This is a genomic window from Halobacteriovorax sp. (assembly GCF_041587335.1).
In the GTDB taxonomy this organism is placed as follows: Bacteria; Bdellovibrionota; Bacteriovoracia; order Bacteriovoracales; family Bacteriovoracaceae; genus Halobacteriovorax.
Window position 1 is genome coordinate 18230 of the sequence record NZ_JBFGYP010000002.1, and the last position, 26868, is coordinate 45097.

Genomic DNA, 26868 nt, shown 5'->3' on the forward strand with positions numbered 1-26868 from the left:
AAGTTCCTCGTCGTAAAAGTTGAGACAGTTTCTAGTTAATATGGTATCAAATCCTGTGAGTTTTTCTAATAAATGTGCCTATTACTTTAACAATAATCAAAGAAAAATTGGAGATTCTCTCCTTTCTAGTAAGTTAATACGCATTTTTCATTCACAAGCTAACGAAATTAAAGCATATACGCTCTCCGATAAGATACATAATATATCATTAGAATGGGTACAGTTAAAATCATATCAAGCAATAAAAGCAAGTTGCGACTGTAATGAGTTCCAAATAACCGAGTCCTGCCCTCACCTTTGGGCAGTGATAAAGGCAACAGATCATGAACAGTTTCCTCAGATGGGACAGTCCCTAGATAAGATAGACTTTATTAGTTCATTCACAGATATCAATCCATTTGAGCAAAATAGAATAGATGTTTTAGATAAACTTAACCATGCCTTTGAAAAGCAAAAAATTGAACTTGAAACTCAATATAGTTTAGAAGAAGAGAAAGAAAAGAAACTAGGTTTCAAATTATTTGAAACCTATCCCATGCAAAATGGATTACTTAGAATAGACTTCACGATTGACAACAAAGTAGTTCAAGTTACCGATAAGCTTATTGAAGGACTCTCAAGTTCTGATAAAGGACTAGTAGAGATTTTTCGAAGAATGACTACCGTTCAATCTAAAACGTATTGGCAAAGAAAAAATATTCGAGGAAAAAATTCATTTTTTGAAATTCCTTACGAGAGTTTAGACTATTTACTTCCACTAATAATAGATTGCACACTAATAGATATATCTAATAATAAGCTCAAGTTTAACTCTAAAGAGTTATTAATAGCTCATAGTAAACTAGAGGACTCTACTGATTGGGAATTTATCCCCTATTTCAACTTCAATGGAGAAATACTAAATATTGAAGAAGTAAAAATGATTGAAGGACTTGACCTTGCTCTATTTAAGAATCAAGTTTTAAAGGTAAATTATAGAGGATTAAAGCCACTTTTTAATGAGTACTTAAGTGGTAAGACAAAATTCAACAAAGAGCAGCTGCCAAAGAAGGAGTTGAAAAGCTTTATTACAAAGCACCCTAATCTTGCAAACGTAGAAATCCCAAAAAGTATAAAGATTGATAGAGAAGAGATTGACCCTATTATTAGAATGAATTTAGATATCTCATCGGGACCTATTGGTACAGTGATCTGGGCCCAAATAATTTCAACATTTGAAGAGAATTGGCACTCTCCACTTAGCCCTCTTCCTCTTGATCAAATTGACCAGCGTATATTGAGGGTAAAGAACACTACTAAAGAAGAAGAGCTCCTTAGTTTAATTGCCACAACACTAAACTTAAATCTAAAAAATAAAGACTTTAGTAGAAAAATTGAAATCACAGCTGATGATTTTAACAATAGAATATCTAAGCTCATTGAGAATAAAATAGAAATCTTTGCTAAGAATAAAAGAGTATCAGTCCCTAGAAGTATGGGTATAACACTTAAAACAGAAGATGACTGGTTTGAAGTAAAATCAAATCTGGAATTTGATGAAGAAAGCTTTCATACTCCTCAGATACTTGCGATGGCAAAAGACTCACAGGCACTCATTCCATTGAAGAATGGAGAGCTAGGCCTAGCTCCACTTGATTGGCTACAGAGGCATTTAAGATTAGAACATATGAGTTATATGGCTGATGAAAAAGTCATGCTAGCAAAGGATCATGTGCTCTACATGGATCTTCTCTTTGAAGAAAAACTACTTGAAACAGATACACCAAGTTACAGTACTCTTTTAACAAATCTAAAAAGTGCCAAGTCAGCTCCTGAGAAAGAAATTCCTAAGTCATTTAATGGAGAACTAAGAGACTACCAAAAGCAAGGGGTGGAATGGCTCAACTTTATAGACTCTCTCTCATTGGGAGGGTGTCTAGCTGACGAAATGGGTCTAGGAAAGACAGTTCAAATATTGTGTCACCTAGAAATACTGAGAACTCAAGGAAGAACAAAACATCTAATTATTGTTCCTAAGTCTTTGATACATAACTGGAAAAAAGAAGTAGCAAAATTTTGTCCAAAAATGACTACAGTTGTCTATGAAGGACAAAGAGAATCAAGAATAAAACTACTTGAACAAGATTTTGATATCATGTTTTGTACTTATGGAATTACTCGTAATGACTATGAAATACTTAGAGAAACAAGATTCGACACGATTATTTTAGATGAGGCCCAGCATATAAAAAATGAATCCTCACTCACTTCAAAAAGTGTTCTACTACTTAATTCGAAAAGTCGCTTCATCGTAACAGGGACTCCTATTGAGAATAGTTTAAGTGAACTATTCACTTTATTTAGGTTCTTATCGCCAAAAGTTTTCAATCAGCAAAAAATATCAAAAGAAAACTTAACCGATGGAAATGAAAGTGTTGTTGAAAATATATTAAAAGGTTTAAGGCCTCTAATTCTTCGAAGACTAAAGAAAGATGTTTTAAAAGACCTACCAGATAAAAATGAGTCAATTCTTCCAGTTTCACTATCAAACGATCAAACTAAAATCTATAATGAGTTAAAAGAGCACTATAGAACTAAGTTAATGGATAAAGTTCAAAAAGTTGGAATAAAGAAGAGTAAGGTGCATATACTAGAAGCTCTCCTCAGACTCAGACAAGCGGCTTGCCACCCAGGACTAATCAATCCACTGTATAAGGATAGTGAAAGCTCGAAGTTAGAAATTTTGATTGAAAAACTTAAGGTTATTTCAAAGTCAGGAGAAAAAGCTCTTGTCTTTAGTCAATTCACCCAATTTTTAAAAATTGTACAAGAAAGACTGATAAAAGAAGGCATCGAATTTTCTTACTTAGATGGTCAGACAAATAATAGAGAAGAAGTAATAGATGAGTTTAAAGAACAAGAAAATAAAACTGCTTTTCTAATCTCACTAAAAGCTGGAGGATATGGCCTAAACCTAACTGAAGCTAGATACTGTTTCCTGCTAGACCCATGGTGGAACCCTGCCGTTGAAGGCCAGGCGATAGATAGAATCCACAGAATTGGTCAAAAAAGTGAAGTTTATGCCATTAAACTACTCAGTGAGAATACAGTAGAAGAAAAAATCGTAGAGATGCAAAAAAGAAAGAAGCAACTGATCGATAACCTCTTCTTCTCAAATGCAACGACTCTTAAAGACATTGACTCAAGTGATTTAGTCTTTCTCTTCTCTTAATTTCCCCCTTTTTCAAACTCTAATTCTAGATTAAAATAATTAAGTATCAAATTCTGAGGACCTTATGAAAGTAAACGAAAAACTTGTTGATCTAACAAAAGCTGCAACAATATCTATAGTATTCACATTACTAATGTCTATTGGCTTTCACTTTACAAGCACTGGTCTATTCCATAGGATCTTTATTCTACTGGGGGGTAATTTCCTTGGAGGTGGTTACATTCAATGTTTAACCTATATTGCCTTCTTTTGGGCCTTCTTTGAGATTAGATTACTTCTAAGTAAAATAAAAAATGAAAATAAAGCATTTAAAACAAAGCTACTACCTACTGGAGAAAAGCACTTAATTATTCCTTCGGAAATTAGCGATCTTCACCTGAAAGTTACATCACTAGATAAGAAGAAAGAACTTCTTCTATTTAGGATGATAACAAAAGCATGCCTGAAGTTTAGGGCCACGAAATCAATTCCGGAGATGATTGAAATAATAAGTATTCAGACAGATATAAATAAAGAACTATCAGAGTCAGATCAATCAAACATTAGATATCTAACGTGGGTTATCCCATCGATAGGGTTTGTAGGAACTGTACTGGGTATATCCCAGGCCTTAATGATTGCAAATAGCGGTGATATGGAGTTAATAACAGCAACACTGGGTGTGGCCTTCGACACAACTTTAGTAAGCCTACTACTTAGTATAATCATAATGTGGTTCTATCATAATCTTCTAAAAGAGAATGACTTACTTCACGCCAAAATAAAAGAGCACGTAATAGAGAATTTAATCAACAGAATTGAGATAGAATAATGTCATCAAGAAGAGAAGTGAATGCCTTCAATATTTCATTCTTAGATTTACTATCCGGTGCACTTGGAGCCGTCATCATTTTATTTGTGGCGGTACCAAAAGCAAAACAAGAAACTGAACACATAAAACCTCCCTCTCAAGAAAAAGAGCTGAAGGCAAAAAATCATGCATTACAAGCAGAAATTGAATCGCTAGAGATTAAGCTTGCTAAAATAAAAGCTGAAGCACCTCCTGTCATTGAAAAAGTTGAAACACCAAAAATAGATGAAGTTCCTAAGGTAGAAGAAGTTAAGCAAGGCATCCTTGATGTGGATGTTGGATTTAAATTTAAGGGTAAAAAGATTGTATTCTTAATAGATGTGTCTGGCTCAATGCAAACAATGGATAAAATGGGGCAAGTAAAGGCCGGACTCAAGATGCTCATAACCTCTATGCCTAAAAATTATGAAATAGACGTCATTCACTTTCCAGGAAGATACAGTGCTAAGTACAGCTCACTTTGGAGCTATACTCAAGCACTCGGAGAAAGACAAAAAGGTGATGTCTACAGGTTTCTTAATAAGCTAAAACCAAAAGGAGCTACTCCAACTAGAAGTGCTCTAAAGTACGCCATAACTGCCTATCCAGATATAACAGATATTGTTCTACTCTCAGACGGGGCGCCAACGAAAGCTAATTCAAGAGGGTACGATAGCATAGAAGAAATTCTTTCGGCCGTCAGAAAAGACAACTATAAGAAGATTCAAATTAACACTATTGGAGTGGGACCTGCCTTTTCGTTAAGATCGACAACTGCGGCCTCAGTCTTTCTTAAAACCTTGGCCGAAGAATCAGGTGGCTTCTTTTACGGTTTCTAGTTTATATCACCAAAAACATCTGCTGCATTTCTTCTTAGCATCGACTTCGTCGTAAAATAAGTAATTAGAATACTTATAGATGTAACGACTACTATAGGTAAAATAATTAGAGGTAAGCTAAATACAAAGCTCGACTTAAATGCCACCTTTGAGAGAATAACACCTAGACCTAAGCTTAGTATACTTCCAATAAAAGATGAAAAAGCGCTAATTAAAGTCGTTTCAGTTAATACTATCTTAATAATTTGAGAATCTTTAAGTCCTAATATCTTTAGAAGGTTTAAATCTCTAAGTCTTATTATAAGCTGATGTCCAATTAGTGAGTAAAGAACCAGTACACCTACAAGGAAAACAAGAAAAGTCATCGATGTAAGAATTAGAACCATGCTCTCCATAATATTTGTGATTCTGCCAATAGTTCGAGTAATATCAATAACAGAAATATTTGGAAATTTCTTAAAGAGCTTTTGCTGTATTGTATCTATCTTAGTTCTATCTGCACTCACAGCTGACACAAAAGTCTTTGGGGCATCTTCAAGAACACCCTTTTGAAATTGAATGAAGAAATTTGGTCTAAAACTAGTCCACTTAATATCTCTTAGACCTACGATTTTAGCAGGTAGAGGAATACCAAAGATTTCAAATTCAAGTGTATCCCCGACGTCAACACCTAGCCTAGAAGCATACCTGTGCTCTAAAGTAATCTCTGCTGCTTCATTTTTATCAGGGTCGAATACACCTTTAGTTAAACGACCATCAGTTAATGATTCTGAAATATCTAATCCATCGCGGTAACTAAGATTAACGCCTCGATTTCTCATTCGAATTGCTCTTTCTTCCTCTCTCGTTGTTGATTCTTTAACAGAAGATTGAACAACTTCTCCCTTAATCTTAGAAAGTCTTGATCTAATCATAGGGGCCATAACTAAGACTTCACTGTTGTCTTGTTCTTTAATAAATACATTTAAGTCTTCAACTTGCTCTGGTTGTATATCAAACAAAAAGAGTGATGGACCCTCACCTTTTAACGGTCTTTCGAGTTCACTTAAAAGAACGTTTCTAAGAGTCGGTATCAACGTGATCATTGTTGTAGATATCATTAAACTTGAGAATATAAAAAGAGTCGAAACTCTATACCTAGTTAAAAAACCCCATGCGAGCTTAGAAGTGAGGCTTCCCTCTGTTGAGAGTCTTCTCAGTCTCTTTAAAAGAAAGCTACCACCAAGAAATAAAAGTCCAAGTGATATGAAGAGAAAAGATGAGAAGATTGAACCTATTATAACAGAGTGACTAATATTAATAGATATAATGTAGAAAAAAACAATCCATGGTAAATATATAAGCCAAGACGAAGCTTTAGACTCTCCCTCATCTTCATGAGAAAATAAAAACTTATAATCTATATGTAGATAAGGGTAAATAAGAGCAACACCTATAAACATAGGACTTAATACTCCTATTATTATAGGGAGAAGTAATGATGAATATGTATAAGTGAGTTGAAGGTTATATCCTAGTTGATTATTAAATAGATCAATAATAAACGGTAAGATAATTGGACCAAATGAAACAGCAATAAGCGAACTGATAATACTTAAAGTAAAGAGCTGTCCAATGAGTATACAAAAAACAGTCGACTTTTTAAGTCCTAAAAATTGAAATATTGCGATCTCTTTTCTTCTTTTATAAAGAAAACTTCTAAAGAGGTACATCATCGCCATTGTTGCTAAAAATAACCCACTCAAACTAACAAGACCTAGAAAGTCATTTAAATAATTCAGGATACGACTAACTTGTTGGGATGATTTTTCTGGGGTTATTACTCTAGCGCTACTGTCATTAATAGAAAGGCTCAATTGCTTTAGTTGTTCTTTTGTGACTTTCTCTTTAATTTTAAATGAATATGTATTGGTGTAAGTACTTCCTTCTTTAATTAAATTTGCGAGCTTTAAACCTTCTGGAGATATGTAGACTCTAGGAGCAATCCCTCCCATTTGAAAACTTTGCTGTCCATCATCAATGACAAGACCTGCGACAAGAAATTCTGCATCTCCGATCTTTATATTATCTCCGACAGATATATCCAGTTGTCTTTGGAGTTCAGGGTAAATATAAGCTTCCTTATCACTAGAGAACTTAAGAGGACGCTGATCCTTTAATAGAATTTGTCCATAGAATGGAAACTTACTCTCAATAACTCTTATACTGGCTAATCTGGAATTATTATTTGCTCCCGCCATTGAGAATAAGCGAATACTTTTTGCGTGATCACTTATGCTCACCACAGAAGTGACATTTTTTAAATCAATTTCTTGTCTAGATGAAATAGCAAGGTCAGCTCCTAAAATAGACTTAGATCGACTATCTAGCTCTTCGGAAAAGGACGTTTTAAAAGACTGAATAGATACTAGACCTATAAGACCAATTGATAAGTTTAGAATAAAAATTAAGACAAACTTAGGAGAACTTTTTAACTCACGAAATATTAGCTTAAGTATCATTAATTAGTACCAGCTTCTAAGTGACCATGACTTAAGAGTAAAGATTTCTTACATCTCGCAGCTAGTTGTAGTTCATGAGTCACAAGAATTAGTCCCATATTTTCTTTCTCAACTAAATCAAATAGTAGATTCATAATAGTAGTTCCAGTATCTTCATCTAAGCTACCACTTGGCTCATCTGCAAGGATAAGTTTTGGTCGATTAGACATGGCCCTAGCAATGGCCACTCTTTGCTTCTCACCTCCACTCAATTGATTAGGAAAATGATTTGCACGCTCTCCTAAACCAACACTAACTAATAATGACATGGCCTTTTCTTTTGCATCAGGTTCATTAATAATTTCTAAAGGAAGCATTACATTCTCAAGAGCGCTCAAATGCTCAATCAAATGAAACTGTTGAAAAACTACACCGATAGACTTAGCTCTTAACTCAGTCATCTCTTGTTGAGAGTAATGAGTTATATCCTTATCTAAAAAGCTTATTTTCCCACTATCCACACTCTCTATTCCACTAAGAATTGATAGAAGAGTTGATTTACCGCTACCAGACTTACCAACAATAGCGAGAGTGTCCTTTTCTTCTAAAGACAGTGAGGCGCCTTTAAGGACGTTTATAACATTGCCACCTTGGCTAAAGCTCTTATGTAAATTATTGCATTCTAAAATCATTTCAGTGACCTAAAGTAAGGTAACAAGTTTTCGGCCATTTTTTTATGACCTAACTCATTAGGGTGAATTCCATCAGATAAATTGAGCTCTTTCTTAGCTGCTACACCCTCAAGAAGAAATGGTATAAGTGTTATTTTGTATTCTTTTTTCAATTCTAAAAACATATCTCTGAACTTTTTAGTATAGTCTGCCCCATAATTAGGAGGCATCTGCATTCCTGCGAGGATAACCTTCATCTTCTTTTCTTTTGCAAGAGAGATTATAGAGGCTAAGTTCTTCTTAGATGAGCCTAGCTCAATTCCTCGAAGTCCATCATTAGCACCAAGGGCCAAAATCAAAACTTCAGGCTTAGATCGAAGAAACCACTTTAATCTAGAGAGACCACTAGCTGTAGTTGAACCGGAAACACTTCCATTGATTATTTCAACTTTAGTATCATGCTTGGATAATAGTAAATCTTTTAAAAGATACGGGTATGATTTCTCTTTAGAAATTCCATAACCTTCAGTTAGGGAATCTCCAATAAAGAGAATTTTAGTATCTGCTAGGACCGAAGTAGAAATAAAGAATAGTAGAATAATAATTTTTTTAGCCATAGATTAAAATTTTAAAGGCCTTGAAAAAGAATGACAACTCTTTAAAAGCTGACTCATTGCGACTATACCTTAGACGTTGATAAACCAATATAAGTTCAACCAAGTTTGATGAGCTATCCTCAATTAGTTCAATAAGTTGTGGCTCAGTGAGAACAGTATAGTTTGACCATTTGAGTGAACGATACTTATTTACACAGATAAAAAGTAAGAAACTTTTAATTTTCTCCCTAAGAAATAGAACTAAAACTAGCAACAAACAAAGAATTAGATATGGAAAATAGAAGAATAGTGAAGAAGTGTGCTTAAAGCTAACAAATTTCTTAAATAAGTTTCTCTGTGTCTCTAAATCATAGTTAAAAAAGAGCGTTCCTGTCTTATAGTAGATATTTTGAATATACTGCTTCCAGTCACTTAATATTCCTGATCGACTTGAAACAAAATCTTCAATATCTGTATCTCTACTGCCAAGCTTTTCAAATTCAAAGAATGTATCTGCCCCATACATTATTCTAGCAGGAGATACGACACTGACAGCGTCAAAGCGTGTCCAGATTCCATTCTCATCAAGATACTCTACCCACGCGTGTGCATCCTTCTCTGTAACAACATAGAAAGTTCCAACTTCATTGAAAATTCCTCCCTGATATCCAAGAACGACTCTTGAAGGAATACCAAATAAGCGAAATAAGGTCGCACTAGCAGATGCATAATGACCACAAAAGCCGACCTTTCTTCTAAATAAGAACTCATCAAGAGGATTTTTACTCTTATAAACCCCTGGAGAAGTAGAATAAGTAAAACTACTCCTGAAGAAGCTTTTTAAATGTTTTGCAACAAGAGTAGGTTTATTCACTAAAGAGAGGTGCGAATCTCTATACTTAATGACTTCAGAATCAGCGGGTAAATCTGTTTGTAAATAAACGTCTTTATAGTTATCTAAAAGCTTCGCTGGCAAATCAGGTCCAAGCCATCCTTTATACCTAGATTTTTGATTTCTAAATGTATTTGAACGATACAGGTTTCCTTTAAGATTTATTAAAGAGCCCATAGAACTAAGTGCCACTTTCCTAGTTTTCTCTAAGGTAAATAATGGACCACTCGTAAGGGTGTCATAAGTAACAAAGTAGTCAAATTTCTTGAAGATTTTTTCAGTGTTTCTCTTTTCCGGCAACTTAGATTTTTCCCAACTAAAAAGTTTATTTTTAGCCAAAATCTGCCCTCTCCAGTACATATCAAGTCTTTTAATTCTCTTAGTAAACTTCACATGAAAAACAGCACTAGGATCCTTTATTATTTCAGAGATATCTCCCGGACTTAGTTCTTCACTAAACCCTGTTGTTGCTTTACTTGTAGAAAATAAAAATCCTCCAAAGTTAATTCTCGGAAATGAAAGAAAGAGAATAACTACTAATGGGGCTCCAAATAAAGAAAATCGAAGAATGTTCTTTATACTCTTTCTAAAAACTAATTTCTCGACATTAACTTGCTGTACTAGGTAGAGGTTGCAGAAACAAACAAGCAAACTAATAAAGATGATAAATAAATAATAAAAATCCTCTACTAATAGACTCAGAGATGTGACATGTAGAAACTGAATAAGTATTAGAGAATATATATCTCTCTTAGTTTTCAATTCAAACATCTTAAGTAAGACAAGAGTTGAAAATAATATACTTGCAGGCTCAAAACCTCTCCATGAGCCATATTCACTATAAATTATGAAGATTGAACCAATGAGAAATGGAACTCTCAAAAAAGTTAACAAGCGACTATTAGTCAATTTGAACAAGAGTATAGTAATTATAATTGAGCTAAATAAAGTCAGTGAATATATAGAAAAGTAAGGAATAAAGAATATAGTCAGTAAGATATAGAAAACAAGAGAAATTTTTGTAAATAGCTTACTCACACTTTTCTCCAAGTCTAGCAAGGATACGAAGGCACTCATACAGATGGACTTTATTATTTCCTTTAGAAGTAACTTCACCATCGACTAAGAGTATTGTCTCTATAGACGAGTCATAAGATTTAAATAGTTGATCTGTGACTTTACCAAGATAGTTTATATTATCTTTATGATTAACTGATAGAACTACTGCATTCGAGTCTTGTCCAGAGAAGTTCTTCGTCAAAAGACCCCTTCCTCTAGCAAATGCTTTCCAGTCAATATGCTTCCAAGAATCTGTATCTCTGAACTTCCTATGATCTAAGAATTCATCTTTTGTTTCAATATTATAAATATTTTCACTTTCAGATCCTTTACTATAGAGAGATTCTCTATAGATGTCTCCAGCGACTACTCTCTTTGGATATACAATGACCTGTTTATTTGAGTCAATATACTTCCAGGCCCTAAATATCCCTAAAGGAAATGTCGTGTGAATCTTTATACGAGACATCTTTAATATTCCACAGTGATCAGATTTTAGAGAAAACCTTAACTTGTTGTTCTCATTACTAATAATGGTCGCCTTCTCATTTACACTCAATTCAGAAGTCGTATAAAGAGACATCGAACTTGAGTATTCCCTATTTGAAATATTTACTGAGACTAATTCCTCATTACCACACTCAATGAATTCATCGTGAAAATGAAAAGTCTTCAACTTTGAGATTGTAGAATTTGTTGAAAATGCACAAACCACAATAATAGAAGTTAAAAAGAAAGTAATAAAATAAGAGAATGGATGACCAAACGTAATAGCAATTATAAAAACTAGGAATGTTATAAAAATAAGCCCTAGACCAAATCGAGAAGGTAGAATATATGTCTTATTTGAAGATAACTTCATTTATCTAATGGCCACATTCTCAAGCGCTTCTCTAATAATATCCTGAGAAGCAGTGAGCCCTTCTCTTAAGTTAAGTCTATGAGAAAGAACATAAGGGGCGATAGACTGTACATCGTGAGGTGTTACATAATCTCTTTTTTCAAAGAATGCAGAGGCTTTAGACGCCAGCAGTAGATCCCTACCTGCTCTTAAAGATAACTTCACACCATTATCGAGGTTTTCTCTAACGTATTCTAAGAAGTCTAATACATAATCTATAAGAGAGTCTTCAATATGAGTCTTTTGAATCATTTTATATATAGATAAATACTCATCTAAACTTACAAATGAATGTAGCCCATTAATTTGTTCACGAATGTTTTCGCCCATCAAGATCTTCTTTTCATACTCTCTAGTAGGCAGACCAATAGTTAAGCTCATAAAAAATCTATCTAATTGAGACTCTGGTAATGGGTTTGTTCCAATTTGATCGAGAGGATTCTGAGTGGCCACAACAATGAATGGCTCATCTAACTCATACTCTCCTCCGTCAACCGTAATATACCTCTCCTCCATGGCCTGAAGTAGTGCACTTTGTGTTTTAGGAGATGCTCTATTGAGCTCATCACCAAGAACCATTCGGCTAAAGATTGGACCTCTATTAAATACAAAGCTAGATGTTTCTTTATCAAAAACAGATGTCCCAAGTATATCCGACGCAAGAAGATCATTTGTAAACTGTATCCTAGACAGATTTAAGCCAAAAATATGAGAAAGTAGATAAACTAAAGTGGTCTTCCCAACCCCAGGAACATCCTCTATCAGTAAATGTCCCTTTGATAACATACTAATAAAAGCAATTTTGAGCTGCTCCTCTTTCCCAAGAAAGATAGAGTTACAAGTATCAAAAGCATGCAAAATTTTGTCATTTAAATATGTAGATGTTTTCACTAATTCTCCTATAACTATATTCTATAGAAGAAATGCACTTTAGTGTAACTTTTGGCCCAATTTCTAGGCAAAATCTAAGAAAAGCTTAAGGTAGATGCCAAGTTTAAAGGTCAAATTTAGTCCCTAATATACTAGAAATACGATAGAGATATTATTTAAAAATTCTTGTGAGAATCCTTGGTATAGTTGATCAATACTATCGCTTTCAACTTATATATCTATAAAAAAGGGCATATTTTGAAATTTGCTTATTTTGGTACATTATTCATTATTACAAGTTGCGCTGGTCCTTATCATCCATTTGGATCAAACTATTCAGTATCAAAAATAAGTAATGACTTATTTAAAAAATCTAAACAACATAAAGCTGGGCAAGACCTAGATAGTAAAAATATAATCTTTTCACCAAAGTATCAGGTTCTCCATGAGAGTCGAAACTTCTCTATAGAGATTAAAAGAAATGAAACCTCTTCAGAAGAGAAAATTTACTTTTTTTACAATAATGTTGATATCACAGACCAAGTTGAGGCCATTTCAAATGTAGACAGAACAAGTACTAAGATCATTTATACAATAGCAAACTTAACACTTCCTCCAGTAGAGTCTCACAACTTTAGTGTGATCTACAAATCTTCACCTGAAGCAGCTCCTATTGGAAAAACTTATCCTTTCCCAGACTGTGATATACAGGACAACCCGTTGCTATCTGCTGCAAAGATCAAGGCAAGAAGATCTGTAAAGAATGCACTAAAAAAAATAGCTGAAGAAACTGAACTAAATTCAGCTCTGATGGCAGGTCTCATAGAACAAGAGTCAAGCTTTAACCCTAAGGCTGTGAGTTGGGCAAAAGCAGTTGGTCTAACTCAAATTACCCCAGTAGCGGAGAAACAACTATTAGAAAATAAAGAGTATTATGCATATCCCAAGTGGGGTCGCTTACCAGCTTCAGTCTTAAAGACCTATATTGAAACAGGAAAAATTAATAAAGATAACGACTGGAAACTAGACCCAATACAATCAATAAAGGGTGGTTTTGACTACCTGGAGTATATTTCTAACTATTGGAAAAAGCCTCAAAATATAGAAGCATTCCCAGAGCAAATTAAGAATAATGATGAAGAGCTCACTTCAATAATTCTTGCAAGTTATAATTCTGGTCCTAGTAGAGTTAAAAGAAATTTACTTAAAAGAGGAATGTACTGGCTGGAAGCAAGAGAGCTGAAAGAAGCAAGAAAGTATGTCTATAAAGTTAAAAGTTACTGTAGGCAGTATGCCATAGAGAGAGATTAATATGACAAAACGTCCAACACTTCTCATTTTCACATGTCTTGTAATGATAGGAATAATTATCTCTATTCCACTCCAAATCTTAGCTCAGACAGAGGTTACAGCTATTAACTATAATATACTCTTGCAGCAGATTACAGTCTTCAACTGGCTCGTAATGATCTCTTGCTTTATGACAATGATGTTTGCCATCAATGGACATAAGCTACTACCTGTATCTGTTATATTCTTACTTTTATCAATTCATATTAATAACTACTTTGTTTTCAAGTATGCTGTAAATATAGATTGGTACATCCCCCTCATCGCATCTTGCCTATCGAGTATTCTTGCATTTTCCTTTTTATTAAATAAGAACATAAGATATACAGCAAATAATCAGGACAAGAGATGGTGGTTAATTCCAAAGAGGCATCAAAAAACACTTCCGATCTGGATAGTTCTAGATGATAGTCGTTGCGTCCTAGCACATACTTTTGATCTATCTAAAACAGGTACATTTATTTCAACAATAGATGGTCTAGAGAATAAACTTCAAAGCGAACTTGAACTTGGTAGAGATGTAAAAATATTAATCGGAGATAAAGATGATATTGAATTTCACTGCAATGCCTCTGTTGTAAGAAAAACACAAGCAAAGGGCAACTACCCTAGCGGTATTGGGCTTCACTTTCATAACATCCCTATTATAGAAAAGTTCCACTTAAGTAGAATTCTCAATAACCCTAGTCTTGGTCTTTGAAGCAAAATATTATTGCAGGTAAAAGAAGTAAGTCTGTAATAAGAGCTATCGATAGAACTAGAGCACAAAGAATACCAAAATTTATGTTTGGAGTTAAGTTCGCAAACATAAACAACCCAAAACATGACACTAGAATAATAGTAGTAACTATTAAGGCAAGCCCAGTTGAAGTAAATACTTTAACCATCGAATCATAAATATTGAGTCCACTTCTTCTTAATAAATTATAATGGCTTAAAAAGTGAATTGTATCATCAACAGCAATCCCTAAAGTAACACTAGCAACAATTGCACAACCAATGTCTATAGGCTTATCGAGTAACGTTAAGGCCCCAGCGCCAAAGATGATTGGTAACACATTAGGTATAAGGCTAAGAAGACCTAACTTAATATTTTTGAATATCAAAATCATTATTATAGTTATTAAAGTCAAGGCCATAGCAATAGACGTAAAGAAAGTATAGACAACATAACTATTCATTCTATGAAATAGAATTGGCTTTCCAGTTGTCTTTATATCTAGTCCCATTTCCTGGGCCTTTTTCTCATAATCCTCAACTCCAAGAAGAGAATCTTTCGACGTCTGCAGAGACCACAAAATGGATAGCCTCAACTTTTGCTGAGAAAGGTCCATTCTATTATTTAAATCCATTCCAACTGGAAGAGACATTGTATACATGAATAACTCTTGAGCAATTTGATCTTTACGTTCAGGAATTTTAAAGAACTCCTTCTTGCCTTCATTTAAGGATTGATTCATTTCCTTGAGAATGTTTATTACACTAAGGGATTTATTTACATACTCTTTTTCCTCTAACCAATCTTGGAAAGACTCCACCTTATAGAGAAACTCTGGAGACGTAACTCCTCCTGGAACTCCTGAGTCTACAATCAACTCTGGTCCTCCTACTCCACCATATGACTTTAAAACAAATCGGTTACCTTTTGAAATAGGGTCATCTTTAGAAAAGTAAGTATAGGGATCAGAGTTAATTTCATTTTTTATAGCAAGATAAGTAAACAAACTAGATACAACAAGGAAGCCAGCAATAATATAAAGTCTATATGACTTAACAAAATCTAAATAACTTCTAACAGAATCCTCTGAGAGAACCTTCCCTTTTAAACTTGTAGGAGTCTTGTTCTTGTTGAATATAATTAGCAAAGGCACTGCTGTTAAATAAGTATAGAGAAAAGCAAAGAAGGTCCCTATCCCTGCAAGGACCCCTAGGTCTGCGACAGGTTTAATATCACTAGATGTAAGCGAGAAAAATCCAATCATTGTAGAAAAAGTAGTGAGAAAAATAGGCCACAAATTCTTTCTTAATGTATGTGTACATGCATGAAACCTATCACCTGTCTTAGCAAACTCATCATAAAAGGAGGCCATAAGGTGCACAGAGTCTGCAACAGAGATAGCAATTAATATTGATGGAAGCACAAATGTTAAACTATTTACAGTAAAGCCAAAAAGTCCAATTAAGCAAGTTGTAGATATCAAAGATAGAGCGATGATCACTGTTGGTATAACAACACCAATGACACTTCTAAAGCAGTAGACAAGATAGAGCATTACTAATAAGAGAAGTAATGGCGACATAGTGAAAAGATCATCAAAAGAAACTTTTTGAAAACGATCAGATAAAGGGGGTTGCCCCATATAATGAAAAGTAATCCCCTCTTCATCTCTATATTCTTCAGTGATCTTTTTTAGACCCTCAGTAATAACAGCATAATCAGGTGCTTTATCTGGATTGTGCGAAATGAAGGCATAAATAGAGGCACTCTTACCGTCATCACTCACATAGTAACCAGGAATTACTTTATGTGCTAAGGCCTCTTCTCTTTTTTGTAGAAGATATCTCTCATCTGAGAGTTTTTCAGGATAGAGAAATTCTTCTGTAAGAATTTCATCTTCAAAAGATCTAGTCCAATAGAAGTTTGTGAGAGATTGCACCCTCATAACCTCAGGAACTTTCCACATCTTTTGAGTAAGGTCTTCTAGCATAGTCATGAATTTAGGGTTAAACACATCTGTATCTGACTCAATAATAAGAGTTGCCGACTCATCATTTCCGAATGTTTTTTCGAAAACTTCTAGAGTTTTAATGTTTGGGTCATTACTGGCAAACCAAACTTTTGCAGAAAAATCCATTTTTGTATTTACTAGAAAAGGTAACCCAGAAAGGAAGATCAGTGCTGCTAAAAGCAAGCATATATGTTTATGGAGAACAACAAAATTAACAAGTCTATTTCTTATTTGATTATGCACTTTTTTACTCTATATTTATGTTCAATTATGACAATTAATTCAATAACTATATAATTATCCTCTATTGATTGCATATTAACAACACTACTGATAAACGACAAACTATGAAAAAAACATACTTATCTACTATTAAAGAGATCTTCATATTCTCTATCCCCTTGATTGCAGGCCAAATAGGCCAGATGCTTTTTGGAATTGGTGACATTGTCGTCGCTGGTAGATACTCAAATGATGTTGTTGCAGCACTCGGTGTGGCAAATGGACTACTTGCTCCTTTAATGATGTTTGGACTAGGTGTGACATTCGCAGTAGGCCCATTATCGAGCCAATTCAGAGGTAAAAAGCAAAAGGATAACTCACTATTTGCTAATGCTCATTATTTAATGCTGTCCTTAAGTCTTCTCTTATTAATTGGTATAGGAGGTTTAATTCTTCTACTTCCTACATTTAACTTCAACCCAAATATAGCACCGCTAATTCTAGACTATATATTAATAGCAGGTCCTAGTATTATTCCGGCCATATTGTTTCAAGTATCTAAAGAATACTTACAAGCATGGGATAGAAATGTTTTTTCAAACATCTTAATTCTTATATTCAATGTCATAAATATAGCGATGAATTATATTTTGATATTTGGAGAATTTGGCCTACCTGAACTTGGAATAAAAGGTGCGGCCATTGCAACAACGATATCTAGAACATTAATGTTCCTTACATTATTCTTCTATACTAAGTCTAAGTTCGAGATCGACTGGAGTTTCAATAAGGTATTATTCAAAAGAATTTATAAATTTGGTATACCTATTGGGCTAGGAACTTTGAGTGAGATACTTATGTTCTCGGCGGTGACTGTACTAATTGGGAAGATGTCTATTATTGCTTCAGCTTCACACAATATAGTTTTGAACCTAGCAAGTTGTACATTTATGATTCCTCTCGCGATCTCCAGCGCTGCTTCCGTAAAGGTTGGAAAAGAATATGGAGCAGGTAGCCAGCAAGGGGTACTACTCTACTCACTTTCATCAATAATTATGGTTGCTTTAATAATGATTGGAACCTGTGTGATGTATCTCACTATTCCAAATATTCTCGTTAGATTTGCAACAGATGACCCAGAACTAATCAGTTATAGTGCAGGTCTTTTACTCTACGTTGGGCTTTTTCAAATTCCAGATGGAATTCAGGTCACTCTTTGGGGAGTATTAAGAGGACTTGAGGAAACAAAATACCCAATGATACTTTCACTCATCTTCAACTGGTGTGTTGGAATACCAATTGGTTACTGGCTTGCGACATCAAAAGAGATGGAAGCAGCTGGGCTCTGGGCCGGTCTGGCCATAGGGCTAACGATTATGTCTGTAGGCTTAAGCTGTGTATTTTTCTTTAAATATCGTGTAGTTAAGGCCAATCTAGTCCCTATCGCCTAACACTGTCCTAACAAAAACTTGTTAGGTAACACTTACATGCTCACTAGACTCTTCCCTATAAGTGTTTTATTTTTCCAACAAATATTTATAGGGGAAAAGATGAAATACTCAATGATGCTCTTAGTAGCAATATCACTTCTCACTTCATGTGGTGATAAGCACACTTTTGATACTCCAGTAGGGAGTGATAGCAGTGGAAACTTTCAACAAACAGGAACTCAAAACCTTAGCTCAATTGTTGAAATAACTCCTCATGATGATCCTTCTGACTATTACAATGACGCTTTTCACGCGAAGTACTTATCTAACCTATCTAATCCAAGTAAAATTTCTGATAAGGATTTAAAAAATCTAAAATCAGAGCTTAATAAGGTTTTAAAATGGGAACATACAAGAGTTCCAGGAAAAAGAGATTCTTCAAAAAGATGCCCAAAGGGTGCTAAAGAATCTAACTCATGTTACTCACATGACTTCGACACATACAGAGATTATAGTTTAGCTAGAACTTACCTCTACGGTAAGATTCATCTTCAAGTTACAGATGAGGGAGAATACGCCCTTGATACACTTTATTGTCAGAAGGTATTTACAAGCAAAGACTTGAAAAACCCTCAGTATTCAATTGGTGTAATGAAAAAGCCTGACTACAATACAATTAATGCTGAACATATTTGGCCTAGAAGTAAGTTTGAAGAAGTTAAAGAATCTAACTTCTACAATCTGAAACTAGCAGACATACACAATCTTTCACCTTCGTTTGCAAAAACAAATCAAGAAAGATGGAACTATCCTTTTGGTAACTTAACTCCTGATGCAAGTGTAGTTAAGAACTTCTCAGAGTACTGTGACACATCAGATGCAGTCGTATTTACTAAAAATAATAACAACTACATTGAAGCCCCTGATGCTGTTAAAGGTGATATCGCTAGAGCAATGTTCTACATGTCTGCAAGGTACTTCAACTACAAGAAACCTCAATCTATGAATATTGATGCTGAACAAGAGGCAGTATTAAGAGGATGGCATAAATTAGATCCAGTATCTGATGAAGAAAGAGAGAGAAACAATAAGATCTTCTCTGTTCAACATAATAGAAATCCATTTGTAGATTACCCAGAGTTAGTTGACCTAGTCGACGACCTCTAGTCAAAAGATACGCCTGAGTAATCTCTTATTCAGGCGTTATAGTTTTAAGCTTCCCCTCTCAACTAACTTAGAAATAATCATATCAAAGTGCTCTAAAGGGTACGCCCCTCGAATTGGGATTCCGTTTACTAGAAATCCAGGAGTTCCCTCCATACCAAATCGAGAGGCTTCAGATAGGTCCTCAGCAATTCTAAGCTTTATAGCTTCAGAATCTAAGTCACTACTCAACCTCTTCATATTTACGCCAAGTTTCTTACTCAGCTCTTTCAAGAACTTTTCCCCGCTCTTTAAATCACTTTGATTATTGAAAATATAGTCATGAAACTCTATTGCTAACTTCTCATCTTGAAGCCTAACAGCTTCATAGTACTTTGCTGCAATCACTGCATTCTCATGAAAGCTTAATGGTAGATGCTTAAAAACAAACTGAACCTTTCCATCGTATTTCTTTAACAATGACTTAACCGTCTTAAAGCCTTTTGAGCAATATGGACATTCAAAGTCACTATACTCAACTACAGTGATAGGAGCTCCCTTAGTTCCACGAATGAGCTCATCTTTTCTAATGACTGGTTTAAATGGATTATCAAAGGCCTTCTTTAGAAGTATTTCTTGATCAAGTTTTCGTTGCTCAACGATTTTTTGCTGACCTCTTCTCACTGCATTTTGAAATGCAATAACAAATTGATCAGGATTACTTTCAATAACCTTTGTTAGAATTTCTGGTCTATCAATCAGGGTCTTTGTAAGTTTCTCTTCGAAACGTTCTTGAGTAGTACAAGAAGCGAAGATTAAAAGTGGCGTCAAAAGTAATAATTGTTTTTTCATAGTTATCCCCTGTGATAATAATTTAACCACAGGAGATTTATAAAGTGTCATACCAATGTTAACTCTTAGTTAATTCTCATTGAATCTGAAACGATAACCAATTCCACGTACAGTTTCTATCAGCTCATCACTTAGTTTTTGTCTGATCTGAAGTACGTGAGTATCTACAGTTCTAGTAGAAGGATAATTCTCATACCCCCATACTTTATTTAAAATCTCTTCTCTTGAGAATGCTCTGTTTGGACTTTCTGCAAGAAGAGTAAGGAAATCAAACTCCATCTTAGTAAACTCTGTAACTTCACCGTGCCAACGTATTTCTCTTTCATTTTGATTTATGACTAAATCTCCACGAGTAAGTACACCACTACTTGTTTCAGTGTCTTTTTTACCATGATCACGAATCTGTACTCTAATACGTGCAATGAGCTCTCTTGGCTCAAAAGGCTTAGTCATATAGTCATTAGCACCGGCCTCTAGACCAATAACCTTATCGATTAAGTCTGTTCTTGCTGTAAGCATAATCACTGGTTTATTGAGGTCACTTTCTCTAACTTCTTTTAAGAAATCGACTCCCTGACCATCAGGTAACATCCAGTCTAGAATAATGAGCTCTTCATCACTTTTTAATTCCCTTGCTTGTGCCAAAGACTGTGCCCACACAACCTCATGACCCTCTCCTGTTAAATAACTCTTAAGTGAAGATCCTAAACTATCATCATCTTCTACTAGTAACAATTTACTCATGACTGACCTTCTCCTTCTGAGGGCGTCTATTTTTTAAGACTATACGGAAAGTTGTAGGATTTGGAGTGAAGCTAATTTCTCCCCCCATCTCTTTAACAACTTGTTTTACAATATTTAAACCAAGTCCTGTTCCAGAACTCTTATTTCCTTTTGCAAACTCTTCAGACATTTCTGTGAAAGATTGAAACTCGCACTCTCCATGGTCTATGATACAAACCTCTACCGCTTCCTTTAAGTACTCAACTCTAACTTCAACAGGAGGCTTTCCATGAAAGAATGCATTTCCAATTAGGTTTTTTAGCACTATCTGTGTCCAGTAAGAATCTAACCTTACGCTCTTATCTTCTATAGGTAGATTTAAAATTAAGTCGTCACCGTGCTCATCAACAAATGGTAATGCCAATTCATAAACAAAGTCATTCATTGAAGTGATCTCTTCGCAGTTGAGATGAATGAGCTTCTTACCTTTATTTGCCTTTAGATAATGCCTTGATGTTTCTGTAAGCCTTTGTAGTCTATAGACCTCACTAGACATCCTTAAAAAAGTTTCCTGAACATCATCATCCATTGTCTCATACTTCTTATTCAGTTTCTCCATCAAGAGCAGCATACTAGTGATAGGAGTTCTAAACTCATGACCTAAAATTCGTAGGGCAAGTCTTCTTTTTTCATCTTCATGCTTTTGATTTTGGAGTCGAATGATTAAGAGACGAACTACAATTACACATATTAAAACAAGTCCAAATAAGAATATTATTGTTCCTTTATTGGCAATTGTTAATATATGTCCTACTCGATACTCCCAGCACAGCTGACCATCTTGATAAAAACAACTTCTACCAAATTTATGATTATGGAGAAAATACGGAGAATCTTTTAAAAATCCCTCTAGATCTTCTCTAGAATAAAAACGATATTCTAATATTGAAAAAAATGATGGATAAGTAATTCTGGCAAGTAAGAACTCTTCGGTAAGAATTGTTCCTCTACCTCTAGCGACTTTCCTAAGAGAGTCAGTATCTAGCTTTGCGAGTAAAGAAAACTTTCCACCCAGATCCCCAATTGATTTAGTAATCAGAGCAAGCTCTGTCACGTGAAAATATGGAAGGTTCTGTAAAACCCATTCTCTATTGTTTTGGTTATTTTTATTTAAGAGGTATGCAAGATAAGCGTAACTTTTCCCACTTGGATGCATATATGGAGCTTCTCTAAAAAAGCTGTCATTAATATTTGATATCTTACCACAGCGAAACTCTTCCCAAACCCAAACCTTCTCAAAGTTCATTCTACTCAATAGAGACTTAAGTCCAGTGAAACATCCACGACTAGAGAAATATTGAACACTTTTATCTGAACCAGGCTCTGGTAATGTATAAATAGGGTCAATGAGCTGAAACTGCTCTGGTGAGTAATATAGAGAGTTAAAGTTTATAATTGATTTTGGTGCCACAGACTTTTGAAAGTTCAATTTAAGACGAGTAATATTCTCTTCGTCTTCTGGCGTAGAGGTATAAGTTCCCTTTAAAAGAAGAGATACATAGCCTGTAGCAAAGGCCATTGATATTGCTGTAAATATGAGGACTAAATATAATTTCATTTTCAGTATATAAGTTAATCTAGTTAAGTGAGACAATTGTCCGTAAACAGTCAATTCTTTGTCATTATACTAGGATAATTAATGCATAATTTCAAAACCTTATAATAGTCAGCAATAAAAAATAGTTAAATTTATGACTTATAACATAAAAGGCATTTGTAAAGATGCGTTACGGCCGATATAAGTACAACTCATTGTTATCATTATATTAAAGGGACAAAGATGCTAATTCTTGGAATTGATTTAGAAGGAATGAATGAAAACCTTGTTGAGAATGGGGTTAATTTAGCGAAAGATAGAGTTACTGAAATTGGTGCTGTTCTTTGGGATACTGAATTTAATCAACCTATTCAAATCTATTCAGAGTTAATTCACGAAGAAGATAGAATACCAATCTCTGATGAAATTGAAGAGTTAACTGGTATTAACGACATCATGTTAATTAAATATGGTCTAAAGGGCGAAGAAATAAAAATGGGATTAGAAAGACTTTCATTAATAATGAAAAAGTCTGATTTCATTATGGCACATAATGGACCTAACTACGATATCCCTATGCTTAGAGCACTATTTGAAAGATTTAGAGTTCCATTCCCAGAAATGAAATGGATCGACTCTAAGACTGATATTGAGTTCCCAAAGAGAATCATAGCAAACTCACTCTCAGCACTCGAGCATGCACATGGTTTTATAAATCCATTTCCACATAGAGCAGTTACTGACGTTCTATCGATGCTAAAAGTTGCAGCTCATTATGACTTTGATAGAATTGCAGCTCTTGCGAGTTCTCCAAAAGTTAAAGTCGTTGCAGACCTACAAGCTCCAAACTGGAAAAATCAAAGAGATGTAGATGAGTTCAATAAGATAAAAAGTAAAGTTTCAAGAGCACGCTTCTCATGGAATCCTTCAAACAAGAAATGGTCAAAAAGTGTTCATAGAATACTTATTGAAGAAGGAAAGCTTGGCTATGACTTTGATTGGTATGTTGAATAAGAATGCATAGATATGCACCCAAGCGTAGCTTTCCTAGCTACGCTTTTACTCCGGGAAAAAATAAACATCCAAATAAAGAAGGCGGCCACAGCTTTGGTCTTGATGAAATAACATCCGACAAACTCTCTCTAAGCAATACTGACTACCTCTTTGCCATTGATCTCATTAATTATGAATACTACTGGGAAGCCCATGTCTACCTTGAAGCTATTTGGAATGCTCACAATAGAAAAGGTCCTGAAGCAGACTTCTGTAAGGGCCTAATAAAAATGAGTGCTGGTGCTCTAAAGTATAGGCTTAATTCAATCCCATCATTTGAAGGTCACCTTGATAGGGCCATAGAGCTTTTCGAATCACTTGTGGGCACTGAGATAGACTCAGGAGTTCAACCGGGTAGTTTAATTTTGATATGTGAAAAATGGAAGAATGAAGAGTTTGTTCAAATAGAAATCTAGTGATCTTTATTTCTCATATGCTCAGCAAAACTAGTGAAGCTATTCCATAAGTAACCATCAAACTCTTTATTCAGCTTTAGATCGTCCATAGACTTACGCATACAAAGTAGCCACTCCTCTCTTTCAACAGTTGAAATCTCAAATGGCAAATGACGTGCTCTCATTCTAGGATGACCGTATTTCTCGATATATAAAGAAGGGCCACCAAACCAACCGGATAGAAACATTTTAAGTTTTGCTTTAGATGGTTCTAAGCTTTTCCCATGGAGTGCTCTACACTTTTTGGCCTCAGGTAGAGTGTCCATATAAAAGTAAAACTTCTCTACAAGCTTATCGATCCCCTTTTCTTCACCAACGAGTAAATAAGGAGTAATGTCTTCTTCTTTTAGCTTTTTAGGTAATATATATTGAAAGATTTTCTTAAACATATTCCCCTTCTATCACAATGCATGAATATTAGCTATAATTAGCGCCATGATCTTATTAATATTAGTATCCATTTTACAAATATTCTTCATGCTTTATATGGCCCTTCAATGGAGCATAGGAGAAAAAACAAAGAGCATAGAGCAAGACTATAGCTCTGTGATACCAAAAGAATGTTCATACCATTACAAGAAATTTTCTATAGAAGATATTGATACTAAAGAAATCAATCGAAATATAACAAAATTGAAGATAGATCATATTTACTTTATACATGGAACTTTTGTTGGAGATGACCCCTTTGATATACTTTCATTTCTAGAAAGGGCCTTCCCTAGTTTAGCTGGAAATATAATAGATAAACTGAGAGCACAAATAAAAACTGGAAACAATCTCTTTGCTAGAGAGTTAGGAAACTTTCATCCAAATTTAATCAAGAGACTGAAAGAAATTTGTCCAAAAGAGACACGTTTTGAAAACTTCACATGGTCATCGTCTAACCACCATATAGCAAGACTACGCGGCAGTTTAAACTTAATGAAGTCTATACATATGAATACTTCTCAAGATGAGCGCATACTCCTCTATGGCCACTCCCATGCAGGTCAACTATTTACACTTTTAAGTCAGCTACTAAGTAAAAGTATAGTCTCTTCACAGTTAAAAGAAATTTTACTAAAGAATGATATCTCTAATGAAGAACTTGAAGGACTCATAGCGAGCTGTAAAAAAAGAAAGTTTGATTTTGTCACCCTTGGAACACCTGTTCGCTACACTTGGAATAATAAATCTTTTTCTAACTCTACTCTACTACACTTTATTAACCACAGGGGTAGTACTCCCATGGGAGGAGGGCTAACGAGCTCTATCTCAACTAAGAATGGTGATTACATACAACAGTGGGCAGTCGCTGGGAGTGATTCTAAAAGCCCAGTAAAAGAAGATCAAAAGCTTAACGAAGAACTTGATTTAATACTTGGTATAGGACGTGATTCAACAATGCTAAGAAGAAATATAAAATTTAGAAAGAGACTACATAAGTACGGAGAGCATATATTAGTAGATTTTGGTGATAACTCAAGGGTTCCAAATTCATTTCTCACTGTCTTTGGACACGGTATTTATACCAAAAAAGATCCTATGCTTTGGATCATCCATCAATCTTTAAGAAAGATAAAATAAAAAAGGGAGGCCAAAGACCTCCCTCATTATTTGCAGTTATTTAAATGAAACTAGTTTCTTTCATTAGTTAGCATTCTAAACGCGTCTACTCTACCAGCAGCAGAATACTTAGTTAGAGAGCTATTAAGAACTGTAGACTCCATTAATCTTTCTTTAGCTTCTGTAATTGAAATTCCTGGCTCATTAGCAAGTAATAGACCTAGAACTCCAGAAACAAATGGTGTTGCCATTGATGTACCAGACATTTTCTTATAACCACCATTTTTTACAGTAGATAAGATATTTGAACCTGGAGCAAATACATGAACACTAGTTTTTCCGTAGTTAGAAAAGCTAGATCTATTCCCTTTACCGTCCATTGCACCAACAGTAACAATTCCATCAACCTTGTAGTTCGCTGGGTAAGTTGGTCTTGCATCGTTATCAGCTCTAGAGTTTCCTGCAGCAGCTACAAACATTGTACCAGCATCTTGAGCAGCTTGAATAGCTTCTTTTAAAGCTTCAGATCTTTCTCCTCCACCCCAAGAGTTAGAAGTTATATGTGCACCCATCTTAGTAGCATACTCTACAGACTTGATTGCACCAATTGTTTCACCCGAACCACTATCAGTTAGAAATTTAATTCCCATTAGTTTTACGTTGGCCATTACACCTTTAACACCAATTGAGTTATGTGAAGCACCAATTACACCTGCACAGTGAGTACCGTGAGAGTGACCATCTGTTGGATTACCGTCATTGTTTGCAAAGTCATATCCGTAGATATCATCAACAAATCCGTTTCCATCATCATCAACACCTTCGATACCATTTAACTCAGCATCGTTCGTCCACATCTGATCTTTAAGGTCAGGGTGAGTAAAGTCGATACCAGTATCAATTACTGCAACAACTATATCTTTACTACCTTTAGTAATGTCCCATGCTTTTTCAGCATTAACATCTTCACCGGCCTTCCCTCTTGAGAACCAACCACCAGAGTTTTTACCATCATTTACTAGTCCCCACTGTTGGGAGAACTTAGGGTCTAAGATTTCTTTATTAGTATCTACTGGGTCAACTTTAATAATCCAGTTAGGCTCAACATATTCAATCTCAGGGTTATTCATTAACTCTGAAATAGCTTTGTTAGATAAATCAACATTTGATAGTTTTGCAAAATCTCCAAAAGAGAGATTTAACTTTTCAAAATCACCAATTGATTTAAAAGCTTTTTGCTCAAGTAACTTGGAACCTTTTTTGAACTTTACTATGTACCCGTTAAAATCTTGAGCAACAGTATTTACTGAAAGTGCAAGAGCGCACGATAAGATTAATTTTTTCATAACATCATCCTTGATAGTTAAATAATTTCCGTATTAATACTTTTTCAGACACAAAATCATCTGACAAGGCAA

At 34.8% G+C, this 26868-nt stretch carries 22 protein-coding genes; 10 read left to right on the top strand and 12 right to left on the bottom strand.

The genetic code is table 11. The annotated features are described in order from the left end of the window. The first annotated feature begins 40 nt into the window (after positions 1-40). The 3 genes from ABX784_RS00625 to ABX784_RS00635 all read left to right on the top strand — a co-directional run bounded on the left by ABX784_RS00625 (position 41) and on the right by ABX784_RS00635 (position 4879). Positions 41-3211, top strand: a complete 3171-nt coding sequence (locus ABX784_RS00625; protein ID WP_372651370.1) for a DEAD/DEAH box helicase — start codon at positions 41-43, stop codon at positions 3209-3211. A 64-nt stretch (positions 3212-3275) separates the two neighbouring features. Then, complete coding sequence (locus tag ABX784_RS00630; protein WP_372651372.1) at positions 3276-4022, top strand: MotA/TolQ/ExbB proton channel family protein; 747 nt, start codon at positions 3276-3278, stop codon at positions 4020-4022. Then, positions 4022-4879, top strand: a complete 858-nt coding sequence (locus tag ABX784_RS00635; RefSeq protein ID WP_372651374.1) for a VWA domain-containing protein — start codon at positions 4022-4024, stop codon at positions 4877-4879. The genes ABX784_RS00630 and ABX784_RS00635 overlap by 1 nt, the downstream gene beginning before the upstream one ends. On the opposite strand, the gene ABX784_RS00640 is transcribed toward ABX784_RS00635, so the two are convergent. From ABX784_RS00640 to ABX784_RS00665, 6 genes are read right to left on the bottom strand one after another with little or no spacing between them, the layout of a single operon-like run. Continuing rightward, positions 4876-7380, bottom strand: a complete 2505-nt coding sequence (locus tag ABX784_RS00640) for an ABC transporter permease (RefSeq protein WP_372651375.1) — start codon at positions 7378-7380, stop codon at positions 4876-4878. The genes ABX784_RS00635 and ABX784_RS00640 overlap by 4 nt on opposite strands. Then, a complete protein-coding gene (locus ABX784_RS00645) occupies positions 7380-8051 on the bottom strand; it encodes an ABC transporter ATP-binding protein (RefSeq protein ID WP_372651377.1) in 672 nt (223 codons plus the stop codon). The genes ABX784_RS00640 and ABX784_RS00645 overlap by 1 nt, the downstream gene beginning before the upstream one ends. Beyond that, entirely contained in the window at positions 8048-8647 is a 600-nt protein-coding gene (locus ABX784_RS00650) for an arylesterase (RefSeq protein WP_372651379.1), read from the bottom strand. Before ABX784_RS00650 ends, ABX784_RS00645 begins: the two co-directional genes overlap by 4 nt. Then, complete coding sequence (locus tag ABX784_RS00655) at positions 8640-10556, bottom strand: transglutaminaseTgpA domain-containing protein (RefSeq protein ID WP_372651381.1); 1917 nt, start codon at positions 10554-10556, stop codon at positions 8640-8642. Before ABX784_RS00655 ends, ABX784_RS00650 begins: the two co-directional genes overlap by 8 nt. Continuing rightward, the gene (locus tag ABX784_RS00660; RefSeq protein WP_372651383.1) at positions 10549-11439 is read right to left on the bottom strand and encodes a DUF58 domain-containing protein; all 891 of its coding nucleotides are present in this window, start codon (positions 11437-11439) and stop codon (positions 10549-10551) included. Before ABX784_RS00660 ends, ABX784_RS00655 begins: the two co-directional genes overlap by 8 nt. Next, complete coding sequence (locus ABX784_RS00665; protein ID WP_372651385.1) at positions 11440-12369, bottom strand: AAA family ATPase; 930 nt, start codon at positions 12367-12369, stop codon at positions 11440-11442. Positions 12370-12606: 237 nt separating this feature from the next. Here ABX784_RS00665 and ABX784_RS00670 point away from each other — a divergent pair, with 237 nt between their 5' ends. Together ABX784_RS00670 and ABX784_RS00675 are read left to right on the top strand one after the other, a co-directional pair. Next, positions 12607-13659, top strand: coding sequence for a lytic transglycosylase domain-containing protein (locus tag ABX784_RS00670; RefSeq protein WP_372651389.1), 1053 nt, complete (start codon positions 12607-12609; stop codon positions 13657-13659). A gap of 1 nt (position 13660) precedes the next feature. Then, on the top strand, positions 13661-14398 hold the full coding sequence (locus ABX784_RS00675) for a PilZ domain-containing protein (protein ID WP_372651391.1): 738 nt from the start codon (positions 13661-13663) through the stop codon (positions 14396-14398). Here the strand turns inward: ABX784_RS00675 and ABX784_RS00680 are convergent. Continuing rightward, positions 14382-16670 (bottom strand): RND family transporter, encoded by a 2289-nt coding sequence (locus ABX784_RS00680; protein WP_372651393.1) that lies wholly within the window; start codon positions 16668-16670, stop codon positions 14382-14384. The two genes, ABX784_RS00675 and ABX784_RS00680, sit on opposite strands and share 17 nt — an antisense overlap. A gap of 104 nt (positions 16671-16774) precedes the next feature. Here ABX784_RS00680 and ABX784_RS00685 point away from each other — a divergent pair, with 104 nt between their 5' ends. Both ABX784_RS00685 and ABX784_RS00690 read left to right on the top strand, forming a co-directional pair. Next, positions 16775-18100: an MATE family efflux transporter gene (locus ABX784_RS00685; RefSeq protein ID WP_372651395.1), complete on the top strand. Its 1326-nt coding sequence runs from the start codon at positions 16775-16777 to the stop codon at positions 18098-18100. Positions 18101-18199: 99 nt separating this feature from the next. Continuing rightward, positions 18200-19246: an endonuclease I family protein gene (locus ABX784_RS00690; RefSeq protein WP_372651397.1), complete on the top strand. Its 1047-nt coding sequence runs from the start codon at positions 18200-18202 to the stop codon at positions 19244-19246. Positions 19247-19282: 36 nt separating this feature from the next. Here ABX784_RS00690 and ABX784_RS00695 read toward each other — a convergent pair whose 3' ends face one another. From ABX784_RS00695 to ABX784_RS00705, 3 genes are all read right to left on the bottom strand, one after another. Beyond that, positions 19283-20074 (bottom strand): DsbA family protein, encoded by a 792-nt coding sequence (locus tag ABX784_RS00695; protein ID WP_372651399.1) that lies wholly within the window; start codon positions 20072-20074, stop codon positions 19283-19285. A 69-nt stretch (positions 20075-20143) separates the two neighbouring features. Next, positions 20144-20818 (bottom strand): response regulator transcription factor, encoded by a 675-nt coding sequence (locus tag ABX784_RS00700; RefSeq protein WP_372651402.1) that lies wholly within the window; start codon positions 20816-20818, stop codon positions 20144-20146. Next, positions 20811-22415 (bottom strand): sensor histidine kinase, encoded by a 1605-nt coding sequence (locus tag ABX784_RS00705; protein ID WP_372651404.1) that lies wholly within the window; start codon positions 22413-22415, stop codon positions 20811-20813. Before ABX784_RS00705 ends, ABX784_RS00700 begins: the two co-directional genes overlap by 8 nt. Before the next feature lie 222 nt (positions 22416-22637). Between ABX784_RS00705 and ABX784_RS00710 the strand changes: the two genes are divergently transcribed. Both ABX784_RS00710 and ABX784_RS00715 read left to right on the top strand, forming a co-directional pair. Further along, complete coding sequence (locus tag ABX784_RS00710) at positions 22638-23408, top strand: 3'-5' exonuclease (protein ID WP_372651406.1); 771 nt, start codon at positions 22638-22640, stop codon at positions 23406-23408. A 2-nt stretch (positions 23409-23410) separates the two neighbouring features. After that, entirely contained in the window at positions 23411-23863 is a 453-nt protein-coding gene (locus ABX784_RS00715) for a DUF309 domain-containing protein (RefSeq protein ID WP_372651408.1), read from the top strand. On the opposite strand, the gene ABX784_RS00720 is transcribed toward ABX784_RS00715, so the two are convergent. Next, positions 23860-24291, bottom strand: a complete 432-nt coding sequence (locus ABX784_RS00720; protein ID WP_372651409.1) for a group II truncated hemoglobin — start codon at positions 24289-24291, stop codon at positions 23860-23862. The genes ABX784_RS00715 and ABX784_RS00720 overlap by 4 nt on opposite strands. A gap of 46 nt (positions 24292-24337) precedes the next feature. Here ABX784_RS00720 and ABX784_RS00725 point away from each other — a divergent pair, with 46 nt between their 5' ends. Beyond that, on the top strand, positions 24338-25471 hold the full coding sequence (locus ABX784_RS00725; protein ID WP_372651411.1) for a hypothetical protein: 1134 nt from the start codon (positions 24338-24340) through the stop codon (positions 25469-25471). 50 nt (positions 25472-25521) lie between these two features. Here ABX784_RS00725 and ABX784_RS00730 read toward each other — a convergent pair whose 3' ends face one another. Further along, positions 25522-26796 carry a S8 family serine peptidase gene (locus ABX784_RS00730; protein WP_372651413.1) on the bottom strand — a complete coding sequence of 425 codons (1275 nt, stop codon included), beginning with the start codon at positions 26794-26796 and terminating at the stop codon, positions 25522-25524. Positions 26797-26868 lie beyond the last annotated feature (72 nt).

Coding starts and splice junctions, on each gene's coding strand:
- ABX784_RS00625 (WP_372651370.1), top strand. CDS start 41: ATGGTATCAAATCCTGTGAGTTTTTCTAATAAATGTGCCTATTACTTT.
- ABX784_RS00630 (WP_372651372.1), top strand. CDS start 3,276: ATGAAAGTAAACGAAAAACTTGTTGATCTAACAAAAGCTGCAACAATA.
- ABX784_RS00635 (WP_372651374.1), top strand. CDS start 4,022: ATGTCATCAAGAAGAGAAGTGAATGCCTTCAATATTTCATTCTTAGAT.
- ABX784_RS00640 (WP_372651375.1), bottom strand. CDS start 7,380: ATGATACTTAAGCTAATATTTCGTGAGTTAAAAAGTTCTCCTAAGTTT.
- ABX784_RS00645 (WP_372651377.1), bottom strand. CDS start 8,051: ATGATTTTAGAATGCAATAATTTACATAAGAGCTTTAGCCAAGGTGGC.
- ABX784_RS00650 (WP_372651379.1), bottom strand. CDS start 8,647: ATGGCTAAAAAAATTATTATTCTACTATTCTTTATTTCTACTTCGGTC.
- ABX784_RS00660 (WP_372651383.1), bottom strand. CDS start 11,439: ATGAAGTTATCTTCAAATAAGACATATATTCTACCTTCTCGATTTGGT.
- ABX784_RS00675 (WP_372651391.1), top strand. CDS start 13,661: ATGACAAAACGTCCAACACTTCTCATTTTCACATGTCTTGTAATGATA.
- ABX784_RS00685 (WP_372651395.1), top strand. CDS start 16,775: ATGAAAAAAACATACTTATCTACTATTAAAGAGATCTTCATATTCTCT.
- ABX784_RS00690 (WP_372651397.1), top strand. CDS start 18,200: ATGAAATACTCAATGATGCTCTTAGTAGCAATATCACTTCTCACTTCA.
- ABX784_RS00695 (WP_372651399.1), bottom strand. CDS start 20,074: ATGAAAAAACAATTATTACTTTTGACGCCACTTTTAATCTTCGCTTCT.
- ABX784_RS00700 (WP_372651402.1), bottom strand. CDS start 20,818: ATGAGTAAATTGTTACTAGTAGAAGATGATGATAGTTTAGGATCTTCA.
- ABX784_RS00705 (WP_372651404.1), bottom strand. CDS start 22,415: ATGAAATTATATTTAGTCCTCATATTTACAGCAATATCAATGGCCTTT.
- ABX784_RS00710 (WP_372651406.1), top strand. CDS start 22,638: ATGCTAATTCTTGGAATTGATTTAGAAGGAATGAATGAAAACCTTGTT.
- ABX784_RS00715 (WP_372651408.1), top strand. CDS start 23,411: ATGCATAGATATGCACCCAAGCGTAGCTTTCCTAGCTACGCTTTTACT.
- ABX784_RS00720 (WP_372651409.1), bottom strand. CDS start 24,291: ATGTTTAAGAAAATCTTTCAATATATATTACCTAAAAAGCTAAAAGAA.
- ABX784_RS00725 (WP_372651411.1), top strand. CDS start 24,338: ATGATCTTATTAATATTAGTATCCATTTTACAAATATTCTTCATGCTT.
- ABX784_RS00730 (WP_372651413.1), bottom strand. CDS start 26,796: ATGAAAAAATTAATCTTATCGTGCGCTCTTGCACTTTCAGTAAATACT.